General features: G+C 70.8%; 18 protein-coding genes and 2 tRNA genes. 10 read left to right on the forward strand and 10 right to left on the reverse strand.

The annotated features are described in order from the left end of the window. The first annotated feature begins 193 nt into the window (after positions 1-193). The gene (locus tag ACI2L1_RS31230) at positions 194-2,017 is read left to right on the forward strand and encodes a putative bifunctional diguanylate cyclase/phosphodiesterase (RefSeq protein ID WP_404742754.1); all 1,824 of its coding nucleotides are present in this window, start codon (positions 194-196) and stop codon (positions 2,015-2,017) included. Here the strand turns inward: ACI2L1_RS31230 and ACI2L1_RS31235 are convergent. From ACI2L1_RS31235 to ACI2L1_RS31245, 3 genes are all read right to left on the reverse strand, one after another. After that, on the reverse strand, positions 1,996-3,084 hold the full coding sequence (locus ACI2L1_RS31235; protein WP_404742755.1) for an LLM class flavin-dependent oxidoreductase: 1,089 nt from the start codon (positions 3,082-3,084) through the stop codon (positions 1,996-1,998). The genes ACI2L1_RS31230 and ACI2L1_RS31235 overlap by 22 nt on opposite strands. A 76-nt stretch (positions 3,085-3,160) precedes the next feature. Next, positions 3,161-3,892, reverse strand: coding sequence for a decarboxylase (locus ACI2L1_RS31240; RefSeq protein ID WP_404742756.1), 732 nt, complete (start codon positions 3,890-3,892; stop codon positions 3,161-3,163). Further along, positions 3,889-4,713, reverse strand: coding sequence for an aspartate/glutamate racemase family protein (locus ACI2L1_RS31245; RefSeq protein WP_404742757.1), 825 nt, complete (start codon positions 4,711-4,713; stop codon positions 3,889-3,891). Before ACI2L1_RS31245 ends, ACI2L1_RS31240 begins: the two co-directional genes overlap by 4 nt. Positions 4,714-4,969: 256 nt before the next feature. Here ACI2L1_RS31245 and ACI2L1_RS31250 point away from each other — a divergent pair, with 256 nt between their 5' ends. Together ACI2L1_RS31250 and ACI2L1_RS31255 are read left to right on the forward strand one after the other, a co-directional pair. Next, the gene (locus ACI2L1_RS31250) at positions 4,970-5,929 is read left to right on the forward strand and encodes a D-2-hydroxyacid dehydrogenase (RefSeq protein WP_404742758.1); all 960 of its coding nucleotides are present in this window, start codon (positions 4,970-4,972) and stop codon (positions 5,927-5,929) included. A 20-nt stretch (positions 5,930-5,949) separates the two neighbouring features. Beyond that, on the forward strand, positions 5,950-7,359 hold the full coding sequence (locus ACI2L1_RS31255) for an amidase (protein ID WP_404742759.1): 1,410 nt from the start codon (positions 5,950-5,952) through the stop codon (positions 7,357-7,359). Between the two features lie 94 nt (positions 7,360-7,453). On the opposite strand, the gene ACI2L1_RS31260 is transcribed toward ACI2L1_RS31255, so the two are convergent. Next, positions 7,454-7,615 carry a hypothetical protein gene (locus ACI2L1_RS31260; RefSeq protein ID WP_404742821.1) on the reverse strand — a complete coding sequence of 54 codons (162 nt, stop codon included), beginning with the start codon at positions 7,613-7,615 and terminating at the stop codon, positions 7,454-7,456. Between the two features lie 226 nt (positions 7,616-7,841). Then, on the reverse strand, positions 7,842-8,336 hold the full coding sequence (locus ACI2L1_RS31265; RefSeq protein WP_404742760.1) for a DUF3830 family protein: 495 nt from the start codon (positions 8,334-8,336) through the stop codon (positions 7,842-7,844). A gap of 97 nt (positions 8,337-8,433) precedes the next feature. Here ACI2L1_RS31265 and ehuB point away from each other — a divergent pair, with 97 nt between their 5' ends. The 6 genes from ehuB (at position 8,434) to ACI2L1_RS31295 (ending at position 12,715) form a co-directional block, all read left to right on the forward strand. Beyond that, positions 8,434-9,339, forward strand: coding sequence for an ectoine/hydroxyectoine ABC transporter substrate-binding protein EhuB (gene ehuB / locus ACI2L1_RS31270; protein ID WP_404742761.1), 906 nt, complete (start codon positions 8,434-8,436; stop codon positions 9,337-9,339). After that, the gene (gene ehuC, locus ACI2L1_RS31275) at positions 9,336-10,058 is read left to right on the forward strand and encodes an ectoine/hydroxyectoine ABC transporter permease subunit EhuC (RefSeq protein WP_404742762.1); all 723 of its coding nucleotides are present in this window, start codon (positions 9,336-9,338) and stop codon (positions 10,056-10,058) included. Before ehuB ends, ehuC begins: the two co-directional genes overlap by 4 nt. After that, positions 10,055-10,705, forward strand: a complete 651-nt coding sequence (ehuD, locus tag ACI2L1_RS31280; protein ID WP_404742763.1) for an ectoine/hydroxyectoine ABC transporter permease subunit EhuD — start codon at positions 10,055-10,057, stop codon at positions 10,703-10,705. Before ehuC ends, ehuD begins: the two co-directional genes overlap by 4 nt. A gap of 10 nt (positions 10,706-10,715) precedes the next feature. Beyond that, positions 10,716-11,492: an ectoine/hydroxyectoine ABC transporter ATP-binding protein EhuA gene (ehuA, locus tag ACI2L1_RS31285; RefSeq protein ID WP_404742764.1), complete on the forward strand. Its 777-nt coding sequence runs from the start codon at positions 10,716-10,718 to the stop codon at positions 11,490-11,492. 220 nt (positions 11,493-11,712) lie between these two features. After that, a complete protein-coding gene (locus ACI2L1_RS31290) occupies positions 11,713-12,471 on the forward strand; it encodes an IclR family transcriptional regulator (RefSeq protein WP_404742765.1) in 759 nt (252 codons plus the stop codon). A gap of 170 nt (positions 12,472-12,641) precedes the next feature. Beyond that, positions 12,642-12,715 (forward strand) — tRNA-Lys (locus ACI2L1_RS31295). A 239-nt stretch (positions 12,716-12,954) separates the two neighbouring features. On the opposite strand, the gene ACI2L1_RS31300 is transcribed toward ACI2L1_RS31295, so the two are convergent. From ACI2L1_RS31300 to ACI2L1_RS31320, 5 genes are all read right to left on the reverse strand, one after another. Further along, the gene (locus ACI2L1_RS31300) at positions 12,955-14,604 is read right to left on the reverse strand and encodes a long-chain-fatty-acid--CoA ligase (protein WP_404742766.1); all 1,650 of its coding nucleotides are present in this window, start codon (positions 14,602-14,604) and stop codon (positions 12,955-12,957) included. 26 nt (positions 14,605-14,630) lie between these two features. After that, positions 14,631-15,095 carry a hypothetical protein gene (locus tag ACI2L1_RS31305; protein ID WP_404742767.1) on the reverse strand — a complete coding sequence of 155 codons (465 nt, stop codon included), beginning with the start codon at positions 15,093-15,095 and terminating at the stop codon, positions 14,631-14,633. A gap of 77 nt (positions 15,096-15,172) precedes the next feature. Further along, the gene (locus tag ACI2L1_RS31310) at positions 15,173-15,778 is read right to left on the reverse strand and encodes a lytic polysaccharide monooxygenase (protein ID WP_404742768.1); all 606 of its coding nucleotides are present in this window, start codon (positions 15,776-15,778) and stop codon (positions 15,173-15,175) included. A gap of 94 nt (positions 15,779-15,872) precedes the next feature. Next, the gene (locus ACI2L1_RS31315) at positions 15,873-16,982 is read right to left on the reverse strand and encodes an SPFH domain-containing protein (protein ID WP_404742769.1); all 1,110 of its coding nucleotides are present in this window, start codon (positions 16,980-16,982) and stop codon (positions 15,873-15,875) included. A 56-nt stretch (positions 16,983-17,038) separates the two neighbouring features. Further along, complete coding sequence (locus ACI2L1_RS31320) at positions 17,039-18,343, reverse strand: peptidoglycan-binding protein (protein WP_404742770.1); 1,305 nt, start codon at positions 18,341-18,343, stop codon at positions 17,039-17,041. A gap of 168 nt (positions 18,344-18,511) precedes the next feature. Here ACI2L1_RS31320 and ACI2L1_RS31325 point away from each other — a divergent pair. Continuing rightward, positions 18,512-18,585 (forward strand) — tRNA-Lys (locus tag ACI2L1_RS31325). Positions 18,586-19,045: the final 460 nt, after the last annotated feature.

Below are 19,045 nucleotides of genomic sequence, written 5' to 3' on the forward strand. Positions count from 1 at the left end.
CCCGAATCACTCACGGAACGTCACAAGCGGTCCTGGGCCCGAAGAACCCGTCCAGCTGCGGGCAGAAACGATCTGCCAGATGGGGTTGCCGGTCCACGAGACTGGGCAATGGCTGGAAGGGCTGGCGGGCAGCCTCTATGATCGGCACACTTTCCTGCGCGGACAGCGATCGAGTGCACTGCGGGAGCTAGCGGTGAACGGAACGCCCGAAGGGCCGGCGCCCGCGGCAGACCTCGACGGGTCGGCCGTAACAGAGAGTGACATCACGACACCTGCTCGTACGGAGGCTCCGGCGCACCGTGCCGCGTTCGCGGCGGCGCCGCTGGCCATGGCGGTGGTGGACCGCGAGGGCACGGTCGTCGACGCCAACCCCGCCTTCGGCGAGCTGCTCGGCGCCGCACCGGAGGAGTTGGCCGGGGCCGTCGCCGCCGAGCTGGTGGATCTGACCTCGGACGCCCGCATCTGGCACACCTATCGCGAGGTGCTGCGCGGCCGGCAGGCGAAGCTGCGTTGCAAGCGTCGGCTCAAGCATGCCGACGGGCACTCCATGTGGGCGCAGATCACGATCACGCCGCTGGCCGACGGGACGCCGGCAGTGCTGCTGTCCGTCGCCGACATCACCGCCCGGCATGAACTCCAGGAGCGGCTGCGGCACTTGCAGATGCACGACCCGGTGACCCGGCTGCCCAATCGCACCCTGTTCTTCGAGCGGCTGACGGCCGCGCTGGAGCCGGAGTCGTACCTGCAGGGTGGCACGGGCCGGATCGGCCTGTGCTATCTGGACCTGGACGGCTTCCAGGCCGTCAACGACACCCTCGGCCACCGGGTCGGCGACCGGCTGCTCGCCGCCGTCGCCGAGCGACTGACGCACTGCGCGGACGAGGCGGGCCGCAGCCGGGCGACCGCTCCCCTGGTGGCGCGGCTGGGCGGCGACGAGTTCGCCCTGCTCGTCGAGGACTCCACGGGCACCGAACAGCTCGCCGACCTCGCCGAGTCGCTGCTGAAGGCGCTCCAGGCGCCCTTCGACATCTCCGCCCGGCGGCTGTCGGTCTCCGCGTCGATCGGGGTCGTGGAACGGCAGGCGGAGGGCACCTCGGCCACGGGTCTGATGCAGGCCGCCGACACCACGCTGTACTGGGCCAAGGCCGACGGCCGGGACCGCTGGACCCTCTTCGACCCCGAGCGCAACGCCCATCGCGTGACCCGCCAGGCCCTCGCCTCCACGCTCCGCCCGGCCATCGAGCGCGGCGAGTTCCAGCTGGAGTACCAGCCGCTGGTGGGCATGGAGGACGGCCGGCTGCGCGGGGTCGAGGCGCTGGTGCGATGGAACCACCCGCAGTTCGGAATGCTGACGCCGAATCGGTTCATCGCACTGGCCGAGGAGGACGGCTCGATCGTTCCGCTCGGCCGCTGGATTCTCGCCACCGCCTGCCGGCAGGCCCGTCAGTGGCAGCTGGACCACCCCGACGAGCCGCCGATCTTCGTCAGCGTCAATGTGGCGGTCCGCCAGGTCTGGGACTCCGACCTGGTCGCGGACGTGGCCAAGACCCTCGCGGAGACCGGCCTGGCCCCGCACCTGCTCCAGCTCGAACTCACCGAGTCGGCGGTGATGGGCTCGGCGGGCCGCCCGCTGCAGGCCCTGCAGGCGCTGAGCGACATGGGCGTCGGGATCGCGATCGACGACTTCGGCACGGGTTACTCGAACCTCGCCTACCTGAGCCGCCTGCCGGTGTCCGTCCTGAAACTGGACGGGTCCTTCGTACGGGGTTTCCAGTACGAGGGTGAGGGCGTCGCGCCCAACCCGGCCGACGAGGTCGTCGTCGAGGCGATGATCCAGCTCGCCCACCGCCTCGGCCTCACCGTCACCGCGGAGTGCGTGGAGACCTCGGCCCAGGCCACCCGGTTGCGCCGCATCGGCTGCGACACCGGCCAGGGGTGGCTGTACTCACGGCCGGTGTCGCCGGATCGTATCTCCGGGCTGATGGAGACCCCGACCTACGCGGTGGGCAACCCGTAGGCGTCCGCGACGAGTTCGTACGAGCGCAGACGCACGTCGCCGCCGTGGGCGTTGCCCGTGAGCATCAGTTCGTCGGCGCCGGTGCGCTTGTGGAGGTCGTCGAGGCCGGAGCGGACCTCGTCCGGGGTGCCGTGGACGACGTTGGCGTTCCAGGAGGTGGCGAACTCCTCCTCCATGGGGCTGAACTCGTACGCCTCGGCCTCCTCGGGGGTGGGGACCAGTCCGGGGCGGCCGGTGCGCAGCCGGATCATGGCGAGCGCTGCGGCGCGGACCTGGCGGCGGGCCTCCTTCTCGTCGTCGGTGGCGAGGGCGGAGACACCGATGAGGGCGTACGGCTCGTCGAGGACCGCGGAGGGCCGGAAGGACTCGCGGTAGAGGTCCAGGGCCGGGACGGTGTTCTGCGCCGAGAAGTGGTGCGCGAAGGCGAACGGCAGACCGAGGGAGCCTGCCAGGCGGGCGCTGAAGCCGGAGGAGCCGAGCAGCCACACCGGCGGGCGGTGCGGGGACTGGACGCCACCGGGCGAGGTCGCCTGGATGGGGCCGGGCACGGCGTGGATACGGCGGTATCGGTGGCCGTCCGGGAAGTCGTCGTCCAGGAAGCGGATGAGCTCGGCGAGCTGCTCGGGGAAGTCGTCGGCGCCCTCGTGCAGCCGGTCGCTGCGGCGCAGGGCAGCCGCGGTTGCGCCGTCCGTGCCCGGGGCCCGGCCGAGGCCCAGGTCGATACGGCCCGGAGCCATCGCCTCAAGGGTGCCGAACTGCTCCGCGATCACCAGCGGGGCGTGGTTGGGGAGCATGACACCGCCCGAGCCGAGCCGGATACGGCTGGTGCGGGCGGCGAGGTGGGCGAGGATCACCGCGGGCGAGGAGGACGCCACGCCCGGCATGGAGTGGTGCTCGGCGACCCAGTAGCGGTGGTAGCCGCGGGACTCCGCGAGCTCGGCGATGGCGACGCTGGTGCGCAGGGCGTCGGTGGCCGTGCGTCCGGCACCGACGGTGACCAGGTCCAGTACGGAGAGGGGTACGGGGGCGGTGCCCTGTGCGGTTCCCCGGATCTCGTCTGCCGCCACGGTGAGTGCCTCCTGGTATGTACGACGCCGGTGCGCTGAGGCACAACAGGAGGCACTCCCCGGTTATTCCCGGGACTCACACCTGGACGATCGGCTCCTTCGTGAACAGCGCCCCCAGTGCCGGTGCGTTCACACGGCGGTCCGTCAGCCTGAGCGCCTCCCAGACCGTGACCTGGTTCGCCGTGAGGACCGGCTTGCCGAGGTCCTTCTCCAGGGCCGGGATGTGGGTCGCCGTGTGGAGGGCCGTGTCCGGGAGGAGGACCGCGTCGGCGTCCGGGGTGTCGGCCGCCCGGGCCAGCGCGAAGATCTCCTCCTCGCCCCAGGTGCCGACCTCCGCGGCGGTGATGATCCCGGCGCCGCGGACCTGGAGGACCTCGACCCCGCCTGCCCGCAGGAACTCCGCGAACAGGCCCGCCACGTCGTCCGGGTAGGTCGCCGCGACGGCCACCCGCCCGGCCCCGATCTCCCTCGCCGCGTGCACGAAGGCGAAGGACGTCGAGGAGGCGGCCATGCCGGCCGCGCGGGCCAGGGTGCGGACCTGCTCGTGGGCGCCCTCCCAGCCGTGGACGAAACTTCCGCTGGTGCAGGCCCAGACGACGGACTCGGCTCCCGACATGCGCAGTTCCTCGACGCCCGCGGCGAGCCGCGCGGCCGAACCCATCTCCAGGAGGGCGTCCACGCGGTGGGCGTCCGTGCCGATGTCGGTGTGGACCACGTCCAGGCGGATGTCGCTGCCGAGCAGCTGTTCGATGCGCGGATAGTCGTCCTCGGCGGAGTGGCCCGGGTAGAGGAATCCGAGAGCGGTCATGTCCAGCCTTCCTGCTGCTGCTCTTCGTCCGGCAGGCCCCGGACTTCCGGCAGTCCCGGAATCTCCGGGCGCAAGGGACCGGTCCTCGCCGCCGGGTCGATCAGCGCCTGGTACGGTCCCACGGCTCGGGTACCCAGTCGGCGCAACGCCGCCCACATCGTCACCTGGTTGGCCGAGATCACCGGGATGCGCAGTTCCGCCTCCAGCTGAGGGATGACGTCGTACGTCGGCAGGTTGGTGCAGCTGATGAACAGCGCCTGGGCGTCGCCCCGCACCGCCTTGTGGGCCATCTCGGAGACCTGACGGTAGGGCACCTTCCAGATGTGCCGGGTCAGGCCCATGTAGGCGCACCCGGTGACCGCGACGCCCGCCTCGGCGACGTACTCCTCCAGCGACCTGGTCACCGACACCGTGTACGGCGTCACCAGCGCCACCCGGCGTACGTCGAGTTCGGCGAGTGCGTCCAGGAGGGCTCCTGACGTGGTCAGGGACGGGACCGCGCCCGCCCTGGTCATGGCCTCGCACATGGCGCGTTCCCCGGCGATCCCGCCGACGAAGCTGCCGGAGGTGCAGGCGTAGGCGACGACCTCCGGGGCGATCGCGTTGAGCGTGCGCACCGCCTCGTGCAGGGTCTCGTGCTCGCTGACCAGGCGGGCCAGGTCGAGGCTGACCTCGACGGGGACGTACGGGGTGCGGGTCAGATGGAGCGAGATCTCGTCGGGGACCCAGCGCCACAGCTCACGATCCAGCGCGAAGTCGAAGGGGGCGACGACACCGACACCGCGCTGCGGGCGCGGACCACCTAGAAAGGAAACGTCCATGGCAGGGACCGGCCTCACGGTGAGAGACGGGGGGACAGCGGAACGTGCGCAACGCCCGTGTTGACGAAGGTAGGTTCGGGTGCGAGCGTGGTCAATCCGCCCATGTCACGCTCACGTCACACCGGAGTACCCGCCGGTGTTTCCTCCCACGTCAGACACTCGGCCGCGTCCCGGAATCCGGCAGAAATTGGTCGGCCACCCCGCTGAAACGAGCAGAAACCACACCCGCGAAGTTCTCCGCAGAAACGGTGCCTCGATGTCCGCCCCCGCGCCCGTCCCCACCCTCCTCGTCCTCGACGCCGACCCCTTGCCGCGCCTGGGCAGCCTCACCGGCCGGGCCCGGATCGAGCACGCGGACGAGACCACGCTCGCCGAGCGGCTGCCGTCCGCCGACGTGCTGCTGGTCTGGGACTTCACCTCCACCGCGGTCCGTGACGCATGGCCGGGCGAGGGTCCGAGGCCGCGCTGGGTGCACACGGCGAGCGCGGGCGTGGACCACCTGATGTGCCCTGAACTCGCCGTCTCCGACACGGTGGTGACCAACGCCCGCGGAGTCTTCGACCAGCCGATCGCCGAGTACGTCGCCGCGCTGGTCCTGACGATGGCCAAGGACCTGCCCCGGACGCTTGAGCTGCAGCGGGAGGGCGTGTGGCGGCACCGGGAGTCCCAGCGGGTGGCCGGCACGCGCGCGTGCGTTGTCGGTTCCGGGCCCATCGGCCGGGCGATCGTCACCACCCTCAAGGCACTCGGCATCACCACCGCCCTGGTCGGCCGCCGCTCCCGCACGGGGATCCACGGACCGGACGACCTCGACCGTCTGATGGCCCGCGCGGACTGGGTGATCGCGGCCGCCCCGCTCACCGCGGACACCCACGGCATGTTCGACGCCCGCCGCTTCGGGATGATGCAGCCCTCCGCCCGGTTCATCAACATCGGCCGGGGACAGCTGGTGGTGGAGGACGCGCTGGTGGAGGCGGTGTCCAAGCGGTGGATCGCAGGGGCCGCCCTGGACGTCTTCGACACCGAACCCCTGCCGCCCGACAGCCCGTTGTGGCGGGTCCCGGGTCTGATCGTGTCCCCGCACATGAGCGGCGACACGGTCGGCTGGCGCGATGAACTCGGCACGCAGTTCATCGAGCTGTACGACCGCTGGGCGGCGGGCAGATCGCTGACGAACGTGGTCGACAAGCAACGCGGGTATGTCCCAGGGCACTGAACGTCGATCGGAGGGGCCACATGCAGGACCTCAACCTCAACCTCACCGGACTGACCGCCGTACAACTCGTCGAGGGCTACCGCAAGGGCGAGTTCAGCCCCGTTGAAGCGACCCGGGCGGCTCTGGAGCAGGCCGAGCGGATCCAGCCGGAGGTGACCGCGTTCGTGCGCCTGACCGGCGAGGAGGCCCTGGCGCAGGCCCGCGCCTCGGCCGACCGGTGGCGACGCGGGGAGCCGACCGGAGCGGTGGACGGCGTACCGGTGACGGTGAAGGACATCCTGCTGATGCGCGGCGCCCCGACCCTCAAGGGCTCCAAGACGATCTCGGAGACCGGCAGTTGGGACGAGGACGCCCCGTCCGTCGCCCGGCTGCGGGAGCAGGGCGCCGTGTTCCTCGGCAAGACGACCACGCCCGAGTTCGGCTGGAAGGGCGTGACGGACTCCCCGCTGTCGGGCGTGACACGCAATCCGTACGGCCCGACGCGCACCGCGGGCGGCTCCAGCGGCGGTGCCGCGGCGGCCGTGGCCCTCGGCGCGGGGCCGCTCGCGCTCGGCACCGACGGCGGGGGCAGTGTCCGTATCCCGGCCGCGTTCTGCGGGATCTTCGCGCTGAAGCCGACGTACGGCCGGGTACCGCTGTACCCGGCGAGCGCGTTCGGCACGCTGGCCCATGTGGGCCCGATGACCCGGGACGCGGCCGACGCGGCACTGCTGCTCGACGTCATCGGGGTGCCGGACTCCCGCGACTGGTCGGCGCTGGGCCCGGCGGCCGGCCCGTACACGGCGGCTCTGCCGGGCGGGGTGCGGGGCCTCAGGGTCGCGTACTCGCCGTCCCTCGGCGGCCAGGTCGCCGTACAGCCCGGGGTCGCGGCCGCGGTCCGCCGTGCCGTGGAACGCCTCGCCGAACTCGGCGCGTACGTCACCGAGACCGATCCCGACTTCGCCGACCCGGTGGACGCCTTCCACACCCTGTGGTTCAGCGGGGCGGCCCGGGTGACCCAGCATCTCGGGCCGCACCAGCGGAAGTTGCTGGACCCCGGGCTGCGGGAGATCTGCGGTCTGGGGGCGCGGATGAGCGCGCTGGACTACCTCGCCGCGGTGGACGTCCGGATGGAACTCGGCCGCCGTATGGGCCGTTTCCACGACTCGTACGACCTGCTGGTCACCCCGACCCTCCCGATCACCGCGTTCGAGGCGGGAGCGGAGGTCCCCCGGCGGTCGGGGCATCACCGCTGGACGGGCTGGACGCCCTTCACGTACCCCTTCAACATGACCCAGCAGCCCGCCGCTTCCGTCCCGGTGGGGACCGACGGCGGGGGCCTGCCGGTGGGGTTGCAGATCGTGGCGGCCCGGCACCGGGACGACCTGGTGCTACGGGCGGCGCACGCGCTGTACGAGGCGGGGGCCGCGGGGATCGCGCCCCCCGCCTAGGCCGCCGTAAGGGCGCGCCCACACCTTCAGGGCAGTGGGTGTGCGCGTGCCAGGTCCCGCGATGCCCGCATGATCCGCCGGACAGGCCCTGGTTTCACAGGCCCACGGCGTAGCGGGCCGCGCTGAGCGCCGTCCGGTCCTCGGGATGGAGCCCGGGCGGCGAGGCCGGGGTTCGGCGCAGTGCGGCCACCAGCGCCGGCAGGAGCGAGGGCGAGGGGAGCGGTGCGTTGCCGGAGGGCGGGTGAGCCGATGACATGGGTCGCGGAACCGCCCAGACCGACCACGGTACGACCGTCCCGGCCGCCGAAGAACACCGCCGAGCTGTCGTCACGGCCGCCGTCGGCCAATGGCCCCCGGCGCCTGAACTCAAGCCGCAGCAGGTCGACCTTGGTGTCGCCGATTGCCGGACCGGCCGCGCCGCCACGGAAACTGGTGCCGAGGAGTCAAGGAACCGCTCCCGTTGCGGCCGAGCCGAGCCGTTGCTATGCCCGGCGGAAGCTGAGGCTCTCGCCGAGGGCGCCTGATCGCCAGAGATCGTTGCAGGCGTCCGCCATCGCGTCCAGGCCCTCCACGACCTGCCCCCACACGATCCCCGGCACCCAGCCCACGTCGCCGTTCAGGAGCAGGTTGTTGCGCTCGTAGAACAGGGCCAGGTCGACCAGCGTCGTGCCCGCGCGGACCTCGCGGTCGTAGCCGTAGGACTTGGTGCCGAGCTCCGCGCCCGCGAAGGAGAAATAGCAGAGATCTCCAGGGATGGGGGTGACTGTCGGATTTTCCAGGGGTGGTTCCGTTTCCGCGAAAGGCGGGAAAAGGGCGTAGATCTCATTGCGTGCGTACTTTGCGTGATAGACGTCACCGGCGAGCGGGAGGGCGTCCCACACGGCCGCGCAGGTGATCGGCGCGCGGTCGTCGAGGAGCTTTGCCGTGGCGGTGATCCCGCGCTTGACCAGCGAGACTTCGATGTAGCGGTCAGCCATGCGTTCCATGGTCCCCCGGCGGTCAAGAGGGCCTCCGTGCGGAACGGGGCTCAAATCGATCGGCATAAGTCGCATCCGGTCGGGTAGCTGCGCCGCCATGGCTCCACCACTGGAACATGGCGAACACATATCCGGGACCACTCGCCGGTCGCTGCTCGCGGGGGTAGCGGCGCTCGGCGCGCTGGGCGCCGCCGGCTGCTCACGCGTGGCCACCGCCTCGACCACGGGCGGCGGTGAACTGCTCGACCGGCTCAGGGCGGCAGGTGTCGTACGGCTGGGAATCGCGGGTGAGATCCCCTTCGGATACATCGACAAGAACGGCGACCTGACCGGCGAGGCGCCGGAACTCGCGAGGGTCATATTCAAGCGGCTCGGGGTGGAGCGCGTGCAGCCCGTGCCGACCGAGTTCGGGTCGCTCATTCCGGGGCTGAATTCCCAGCAGTTCGATGTCGTGGCGGCCGGGATGTATGTCACCCCGGAACGCTGCGAGCAGGTGATCTTCGCGGATCCCGACTATCAGATGCTCGATTCCTTCATCGTGCGCAAGGGAAATCCAAAAGGTCTTCACAACTACAAGGACGTCGTCGAGAAGAAGGCGAAGTTCGCCACCGGTACCGGCTATGCCGAGATCGGGTACGCCGTCGAGGCGGGGTACAAGGAGAGCGACATCCTGATCGTGCCGGACCAGGTGGCGGGGCTGAACGCCGTGGAGGCGGGCCGTGTCGACGTCTTCGCCGGGACCGCGCTCACCACCCGTGAGGTGGTGAAGAAGTCGGCCAAGGCGGAGGCGACCAAGGCCTTCACCCCGACCGTGGGCGGCAAGCCGCACGTCGACGGCGGGGCCTTCGCGTTCCGCCGCACCGAGACGAACCTGCGGGACGCCTTCAACGTCGAGCTGCGGAAGCTGAAGAAGAGCGGGGAACTGTTCCGCGTCCTCAAGCCCTTCGGCTTCACCCAGGCCGAGATGACCGACCTCACGGCGAAGGAGTTGTGCGGCGGATGACGTCAGGACTCTGGGAACTGGTACTCAAGGGCGTCTGGACGACGATCCAGCTGCTGGTGTTCAGCTCGCTGCTGGCCGCCGCCGTCTCCTTCGTGGTCGGTGTCGCGCGCACCCACCGGCTGTGGATCGTCCGCTTCCTCGCGGGCTTCTACACCGAGGTGTTCCGCGGGACCTCCGCCCTGGTGATGATCTTCTGGGTGTTCTTCGTGCTGCCCCCGGCCTTCGGCTGGCAGCTGGTGCCCATGTGGGCGGGCACGCTCGCGCTCGGGCTGACCTACGGGGCGTACGGCTCGGAGATCGTGCGCGGGGCGCTCAAGGCGGTCGACCCGGCCCAGCAGGAGGGCGGGATCGCGCTGAGCTTCACGCCCTGGCAGCGGATGCGGCTGATCCTGCTGCCGCAGGCGGTGCCGGAGATGATCCCGCCGTTCTCCAACCTGCTGATCGAACTGCTCAAGGGCACCGCGCTGGTGTCGGTGATGGGCATGGGCGACCTGGCGTTCAGCGGCAACCTGGTGCGGCTCGCGCTCCAGGAGAGCGCCGGGATCTACACGTATCTGCTGCTCATCTACTTCGTGATCGCCTTCGCACTGACGCGGCTGATGCGGGGCCTGGAACGCAAACTCAAGGCCGGAACGGGCAAGCAGGTCGGGCGCACCCCCGACCAGGAACTGCACCGGCCTGAAACGACCGGTGTGGGCGCGGGAGGTGCTCTCGGATGACCTGGGACTGGGGCGCTGTCGCCGACTTCATGCCGCGCTTCTGGGACGGACTGCTGCTCACGCTGCAGATCCTCGTCCTCGGATCGCTGATCTCGTTCGCACTGGGCCTGGCGTGGGCGCTGCTGATGCGCACGCCGACCCGCTGGGTGCGCTGGCCGGTCGGGGTGGTCACGGAGTTCATCCGCAACACCCCGCTGCTGGTGCAGCTGTTCTTCTTCTACTACGTGCTGCCCGAGTGGGGCGTGACCTTCTCGGCGCTGACCACGGGTGTGCTGGCGATCGGGCTGCACTACTCGACGTACACGATGCAGGTCTACCGGGCCGGCATCGAGGCGGTGCCGGTCGGCCAGTGGGAGGCGGCGACCGCGCTGAACCTGCCGCTGGGACGCACCTGGATCGCGGTGATCCTGCCGCAGGCGATCCGCCGGGTCGTGCCGGCCCTCGGCAACTACGTCATCGCGATGCTCAAGGACACGCCGATCCTGATGACCATCACCGTCATGGAGATGCTCGGCGAGGCGCGGCTGTTCGCGCAGGAGCACTTCCAGTTCACCGAGCCCCTGACCGTGATCGGGGTGGCCTTCATCTTCATCGCCTATCCGGCCTCCCTTCTCGTACGAGCCCTGGAGCGACGCCTTGTCCGCTGACACGCCTCTGATGAAAGAACCCGACTCCAACGCCAACCCGCCGGTGGACGGCAGCGAACTGATCCGCTTCGACGACGTGACCAAGCGCTTCGGGTCGAACACCGTCCTGGACCGGCTGAACTTCTCCGTGGACTCCGGCAAGCACGTGACGCTGATCGGTCCCTCCGGGTCCGGAAAGACCACGATCCTGCGGATGCTGATGACGCTCACCAAGCCCGACGAGGGCACGGTCACCGTCGACGGGGAGAAGCTGTTCCCGGCGCCGGAGAAGCAGCTCCGTGAGGTGCGCAAGAAGATCGGGATGGTCTTCCAGCAGTTCAACCTGTTCCCGAACATGTCGGTGCTCAGGAACATCACCGAGGCGCCCGTGACCGTGCTCGGCCTGTCCAAGGACGAGGCGGAGGCACGCGCGCGTGAGCTGCTCGACCTGGTGGGGCTCGCCGACAAGTGCGACGCCCGGCCGGCGCAGCTGTCCGGCGGGCAGCAGCAGCGGGTGGCCATCGCGCGGGCGCTGGCGATGCGGCCGCGGGTGCTGCTGCTCGACGAGGTGACCTCGGCGCTCGACCCCGAGCTGGTCGCCGGCGTCCTCGACGTGCTGCGGGACATCGCCCGCACCACCGACATCACGATGCTCTGTGTGACCCACGAGATGAACTTCGCCCGGGACATCTCCGACCAGGTCCTGATGTTCGACTCGGGCCGCATCATCGAGTCGGGCGCCCCGGAGAAGATCTTCAGCGACCCCGAGCAGGACCGCACCCGGGAATTTCTGAGCGCGGTTCTCTGACTTCAAGAAGCGAACGCTGTTCAATGTACGAGGTCCCCGGCTCGGGTGGTGCCGCTGGCATATGCCAGTGTGTCAGCGGCCCTGCTGAGAGGCCCGGCCCGGGGACGGAATCTCGTCAACAGCCGCTCACTACCAGCCTTTTGACGGTTATCGTGGGAGGGATCGCTTTCCGGATTACTGCCCAGTAGTAGTGCACCGAGCGAGCCGCAGGGGGAAGACCGTGGCGCTGAAGCACGAGCCGACCGCGCCGTACCACTCGGCCCAGGACGCGTTGCGCGTCCTGGAGACGGTGGCGCGGCACACCACCGGAGTCACCGACACCGAACTCGCCCGCACCACCAACCTCGACCCCGAGCGGCTGACCACACTCCTGAGGATGCTGCGCCGCGAGGGATACGTCGAGCAGGTCGGCGACGGCGCGTATGTGTCGGGAGAGGCCCTGACCAGGCTGAGCTCCACCCACGGCCGCGACCAGGCCCTGCGCGAGCAGCTCCAGCGCACCCTCGACGAACTGCGCGACTCCATCGGTGCGGCCGTCTACATCAGCCGGTACGTCGACGGCGAGGTCACCATCGCCCAGTACGCCGACGGCCCCGCGACCCCGGCGGTCAACGAGTGGGTGGACTTCCGCTCCTCCGCCCATGCCACCGCCCTCGGCAAGAGCCTGCTCAGCCAGCTCGACCACAACGGCCGCCGGGACCACCTCTCCCGGCACCGCATGACCCGCCTCACCTCGCGGACCATCACCAACGACAAGCTGCTGCTCTCCCGCCTGGAGGCCCAGCCGCCGACGGTCCCGCACCTCGACCTCCAGGAGTACGCGGTGGGCACGGTGTGCGCGGCGGTGCCGATCACGGCGGGGTCGTCGGTGGGCTGCCTGGCCCTGTCCCTCCCGATCGACCAGGCACATCGGCTGCGCCAGGCGACGGACCGCCTGAACAGGGGAGCAGCCCCCGTTCTCTTGTCCCTGGCGATCTAGCAGCCGGCGGCAGGGCAGGAGGTCGTCGGTCGTCTGCGGGTCCGTGGGGGCCGGTCGCGCAGTTCCCCGCGCCCCTGGGTGGGTCCAGCTCACGGTGGTCACGAGCACCCCTGCGGACCAGGTAGTATTTTCTCGTCGCCAGCCGCCGAGAGGCGGACGGCGAGAGTCATGCGCCGCTAGCTCAGTTGGTTAGAGCAGCTGACTCTTAATCAGCGGGTCCGGGGTTCGAGTCCCTGGCGGCGCACCCGTGAAGGGCCTCTCGTGGGAGCGAGAGGCCCTTCGGCGTTTCCCAGCCTCCCGTGAGAGCGGCTGGGGGTCTGGGGGTTACCCCCCAGAAGACACAGCATCAGCGGGTCCGGGGTTCGAGTCCCTGGCGGCGCACCCGTGAAGGGCCTCTCGTGGGAGCGAGAGGCCCTTCGGCGTTTCCCAGCGTCCCCTGAGAGCGGCTGGGGGTCTGGGGGTTACCCCCCAGAAGACACAGCATCAGCGGGTCCGGGGTTCGAGTCCCTGGCGGCGCACCGGTGAAGGGTCTCTCGTGGGAGCGAGAGGCCCTTCGGCGTCTTCCGGGAGCAGTCTGCGATACGTCGACTCCCCCGGCGCCCGCCACCACACCGGGTCGGCACACCGCACGCCCTCCTTCCTGAGCCGTGCCCGGTGGATCTTGTTCGTCGCCGTGACCGGCATCCGCGACACCACCCGCACGAACCGGGGCGCCATCTTCGTCCCCAGATCCGGCTGGCGGCGCAGAAACTCAGCGAAGCCCTCCGGCGAGAAGCTCCCCGCGATCGTCGCCATCACCTGGTCCCCGGTCACCGGATCCGGCACCGCGTACACCGCGACTGCCACCGCACCCTCGTACCGCGCGAGGATGTTCTCGATCATCGCGGCGGCCAGGTTCTCGCTGTCCACGCGGAGCCGGTCGTCGGTGCGGCCGGCGAAGTAGAGGTAGCCGTCGGTGTCCCGGTAGAAGAGGTCGCCGGTCCAGTACCAGCCGTCCCGGAGCCGCTCGGCCTCCGCCTCCGCGTTCCGCCAGTACCCCTCGAAGGGGTTCGCCGCCTTGTTCACCAGCTCCCCTATCGCCTCGTCCCCGTTCAGCAGCCGCCCGGCCGCGTCGAACACGGCCGGCGGGCATTCCGAACACGTCTCCTGATCCAGTACGACGAGCCCCGGCCCCGCCCGCCCCACCGCGCCCTCCGGGGTCCCGGGCGCCCACTGGATCGCCGCGCCGCCCTCGGAGGAGCCGTACCCCTCGACCAGCCGCACCCCGAACCGCCGCTCGAAGGCCGCCGCGTCCACGGCACCGGCCTCGGTGCCGAAGCCGAGCCGCAGCGGGTTGTCCCGGTCGTCCTCACGCGGCTCGGTGGCGAGGACGTACTGGATCGCCCGGCCGACATAGGTGAAGTACGTCGCCCCGAACTCCCGTACGTCCGTCAGGAACCCCGACGCCGAGAACCTGCGCCGGAGTGCGACTCCCGCCCCGCTCGCCAGCGCGGGCGCCCAGTCGGCGATGACCGCGTTGCCGTGGAACATCGGCATGCAGACGTAGTGCACCCCGTCCGGGCCGAGCCGGAACTGATCGGCCAGCGAGCGCCCGGCGGCGGCCAGGCGGCCCTGGGAGCAGAGCGCGGCCTTGGGGGCGCCGGTCGAGCCGGAGGTGAAGTAGAGGAGCAGCCGGTCGTCCGGGGTGGCGCGGGAGGCGTCCGGTTCGGCACCGGCGTAGGGCGCGAGCAGGGTGTCGTACTCCTCGGTGCCGGTCACCAGGAGGCGGACGCCGGGGAGGTCCAGGCCGCGCAGCAAGGGGAGTTGGGACGGTTCGGTGATCAGCAGGCGGCACTCGGTGTGCAGGATGTCGCGAGCGAGTTCGGGACCGCGGCGGGTGGGGTTGATACCGGCGACGGCCGAGCGGGCCAGGGCGGCGGCGCTCAACCACAAGGGGTATTCAGGGGTGTTGTCGAGGAGGACGCCGATATGGGCACCGGGTGGCAGCAGCTCGGCGAGCAGTGCCGCCCGGGCGGCGGCGCCGGCCGCGACCTCGTGATGGGTGAGCGTGCTCCCCTCGAACCACAGCCCGGGCCGGTGGTCACCCCACCGCCCGACGACGAGCTCAGCGACCGTACGCCTCCTGGAGTCCATGGAGGCGCACGGTAGTTGACGGCTCGTCAGATGTGGAGAGCTGAGGAGACCTCGGCGACGGAGACCATGAAGCCGACGCAGAACACCACGATGACGCCGAGGAAGGCGAGCACACCCAGCGCGCCCACCACGTCCCTGGCGCGGCCCGGGACATGGGCGGTGGCGACGACATCGGGGCCCGCGGTGTGGTGGACGGTGACGATGTCGCCCTCGATGACGGTTCCGGGGCCGCCGGACTCCTCGAAGCGGACGACCTGGCCGTCGCGGGTGGTGAACTCGTAGACGTGGTGCAGGGTCGTGCTCACCGCGCTGTCGCCACCGCCGCCGCGGGTCGTCGTGTAGGTGCGCAGACAGCGCGCCTCGGCGGTCAGTCCGCTGTTCCAGGCGCCACGCAGCCGGGACCAGCGTCGCAGCACGGTGAAGGCCATCCACAGGGCCATGGCGATGATCAGGCCGGGAGCGAGGTAGAAGAGGAAGTGGAAGGTGTCCATGGTGCATCCCCCGAGGTCAGGTGCTGATCGTGTGGGGAACCTACCCCGGGGGACGCCTGGACTGTCTCAAGCGATGCTCAGAACGTGACGTCCGAGCAGGCGTAGAACGCGTTCGTCGTGTCGGCCACCGTCCACACCGCGACGATGACGTGCCGTCCGCTGAGCCCGGACGGCAGGGTGCCGCTGTGGGAGAGGGTGGAGGGGGGTCGCTGACCGTTGTAGGGGACGGTCAGGAACGGGGTGAGGTTGAGGTCGGAACGGGCCAGGTTGTGGTTCTGGTTCCAGCCCGCCTTGGTGACGTAGTACTTGAAGTCGGTCGTGGCGTGCATGGCGGTGAACTGCCAGCGGAACGTGTAGCTCTGACCGCCCGTCACCTTCGTGGCCGGCCAGGCGGTGCCCGCCGGTGTCCTCGGTGCGCTGAGCTGGCTGAAGCGGCTCACGCCGCCGTTGCATATCTGGCCGTCGGCCGGTCCTGCGGCCGGGAAGCCCTTGGGGCCCTCGACGCTCTGCGGCTCCCACTGGATGTCGCCGCAGTTCGTCACGGTGCCGTTCTGGCAGAGCTTCTGCCTGCTGATGGGGAGGTCGGTGTACCCGTGGCCGCTGGCACCTCCGGTGGAGAGGACGAGAGTGCCCGCGGTCGTGAGTCCGAGTGCGGTGGCGTACCACTTGGCCCTTCTGCGCATACTGCCGCTCCTGGAAACGTGGGGAGGTTCAGTGAGCTTGCAGGTCTAGACCAAGTCTCAGATTATTACCGTTACTTGAGCATGTCCATACCAGTCACGAACCCGCCTCTCCACGCCCCGAGCAGAACGCCACCGTCAAGTCCTTCACCAGCGCCTTGCGTTCGTAGTCGTCCAGCTCCACCAGGCCCCGCATGGTCAGCCGGGTCACCGTGTCCTCCACCGAGTCCACGACCGACGTCAGCACGCTCGACCGGTGCTGGGCGTCCAGCGCGGCGATCCGGCGGCGGTGCATCGCGGCGGCGACCTCGGGGGCGTACTCGACGCGCAGCGGCTGGACCGAGAACACCTCGACGCCCACGGGCGCGGCCTCCGCGGCCACCAGCCGGGTCAGCGCCTCGCCCGTCGCGTCGGCGGAGCCCCGCCCCGAACCCGGCGCCTCCACCGGGACGCGGGCCAGCGCGGCCTCGACGCACTCACGCAGATAGGTCTCGTGGTCGTCGACGCCCAGCGTGGCCCGCGCGGTGTCCCGCACCCGCCACACCACGAGGACGACGACCCGGAGCGCGACCCCGCTCGCGTCGGCGGCCGGCAACGGCTCACCGCGCCAGTGTCGCAGCCGTACGTCGACCCGGCGGCGCAGCAGCAGCGGGTTGACCCACATCAGCCCGGTGCGCCGGACGGTCCCCCGGTAGCGGCCGAACAGACCGAGCACCCAGGCGCGTCCGGTCCGGCCCCGGGCCAACCCGCCGAAGCCGAAGAGGCCGAGGGCGCCGGACCCGGCGTACGCAGCCCACTGCGCCGGACCGAGGCCCGCTCCCACGTACGACGGCATCCGGAGCGCCTCCAGGGCGAGCGGTGGCAGCAGACCCGCCCACCACGAGGTGACCGCGCACCCGGCCAGACCGCAGGCACCGGCGAGGACGCCCGCCGGGCCCGGCAGCACGCGGGCGGGGCGTTCGGCGAGTTCGGGGTCGACCTCGGGGGCGGGTCGCGGGGCGGCCTGGGCGGGCCTGTGCAGACGGGGCTGTTCCCCGGTGCCCTGCCGACGGGCCACCACCGCGGGCTTCAGCGGTACCGACACCGGATCCGGTTCGTCGCGGAACAGCAGATGGACCGGGATCTCGGTGGTCGCCTCGTTCTGGATGAGCCGGGCGGGGCGGGCGTGCCCCTCGGACTCCGGTGTGGGTGAAGTGGTCGTGCTCATGCGTGTCTCCAGCCTCCGCGCCAGATGTCACAACAGGTGATGACGAGCCGGGTGGTTCACGAGAAGAGCCGTCGCCACGTCTCCGGCCCCGGGTAGCCGTCCGCTGCGCCGCCCCGCCAGCCCTGGGCGCGCTGGAACGCCTCCACGTTGCGCCGGTCCGACTCGCCCCAGCGCGGTCCTGGACCCGTCGTGTAGTACTTGCCGAACCCTTTCTTCACCAGCTGTCCGCCGAGCTGGGTCACGTATGTGTTGGTCGCCCCGGGCCGGAACATCGCCCGCCCCGGGTAGCCGGGTAGGCCGTGCGAGGAGGGCGCCGACGGCCGCGCCTCCCCCGCGGTGATGTCCTTGCCGCCGCCGGTGATCAACAGCGCCCAGGTCCGCGCCCCGGGCAGCCCGTCCGCGCCCCTGCCCCGCCAGCCCTGCGCCTGCTGGAACGCCTGGGTGGCCCTGCGGTCCGCTTCCGTCCAGCGGGGACCGGGCCCTGAGGTGTAGTAGGGCCCGGCGCCGCGCTCGACGAGCATGCGGCCGAGCTGGGTGACGTACTTGTTGTCGGCCCCGGCACCGAAGTAGGCCGGCCCCGGGTAGGGCGTCACGTCCGGCCCCCCAGGTTTGGCGGAGTCCGGCTCGGTGGTCGGCTCGGTACCCCCCGTACCGCCCGTGAGCCCCTTGTACCGGTAGGCGACGTACCCGTCGGAGTTGCTCCAGTAGGCGTACGGGGTGGCCTGCTTGCGGACGTGCGGGCGGGTCTCCTCGTAGGCGAAGTAGTAGGTGTGCGTGTAGTCCGTCCAGCCGCCGAAGATGACGACGTGGGAGCCCTGCTCGGGGTCCGCCGGGTTGTGGAAGAGCAGGATGTCGCCGGGCTGCAGGTCGTCCTTGGCGATCCGCACCCCGTACTCGTCGAGACTGCCCGTCCACTCGTTGCCCGGCAGGCTCCAGGCCATGGACACGAAGCCCGAGCAGTCCTGCCGGTAGCCGTCGCCCCAGTACTCGGACATGCTGTACGGCACCCTCGCGGCGACCCACTGCTTGGCCCGCCTGATGATGTCGGCGCGGGTGGTGGCCGGTGTCCTGACGGCCGTCGGCTTTCCGCCGGGGCCGTGCAGCGGGGCCTTGCCTCCCTGCGGGGTGTCGGGTTCGTCACCCGCGGGAACGCCGGGCCGGGCGGGGGCGTGGGGGGCGGCGAAGGCAGGGGCCGTGTGGACCGCGCCGAGGGCGGTGGTGGCCGCGGCGGCGAGGATCAGGACCCGGGCGGCCGCGGGGTGGCCGCCGGCCGACCGGGGGAGAACACGCCGCCAGTGGACGCATCCGGGGCAGTCGCAGTCGTTCGCGGGATCGATTTCCTCGAATACCGGAGTCTCCATGCGACGCCCCTCACACTCCAGGTAGCAATGTCCGCAAATGTGCACATCGCCCATTTTCCCAACTGTCCCCCGGCCGCGCATGCTGACGGTCCGAATGATGTACGACGCCGCCCCCGGGAGCGGTCCGGGGCACCGCACCTCGTCCGATAGACTCGTGCAGGTCAGCAGGCGCCGCTAGCTCAGTTGGTTAGAGCAGCTGACTCTTAATCAGCGGGTCCGGGGTTCGAGTCCCTGGCGGCGCACAGACGACTGAAGGCCCCTCGTGGAAACGGGGGGCCTTCCCCGTTGAGAGGAGCCGCTCCGGCGCACGGACGAGACCAGGGTTCGGCAGAGGCGGCTGGGGGTCCGGGGGTTATCCCCCGGGAAGACACAGCATCAGCGGGTCCGGGGTTCGAGTCCCTGGCGGCGCACAGACAACTGAAGGCCCCTCGTGAAGACGGGGGGCCTTCCCCGTTGAGAGGACCCACTCCGGCGCACGGACCAGACCGGGATGCGGCAGAGGCGGCTGGGGGTCCGGGGGTCACCCCCCCCGGGAAGACACAGCATCAGCGGGTCCGGGGTTCGAGTCCCTGGCGGCGCACAGACAACTGAAGGCCCCTCGTGGAAACGGGGGGCCTTCCCCGTTGAGAGGACCCACTCCGGCGCACGGACCAGACCGGGATGCGGCAGAGGCGGCTGGGGGTCCGGGGGTCACCCCCCCCC

This window comes from Streptomyces sp. NPDC019531, assembly GCF_044903305.1.
GTDB lineage: Bacteria > Actinomycetota > Actinomycetes > Streptomycetales > Streptomycetaceae > Streptomyces.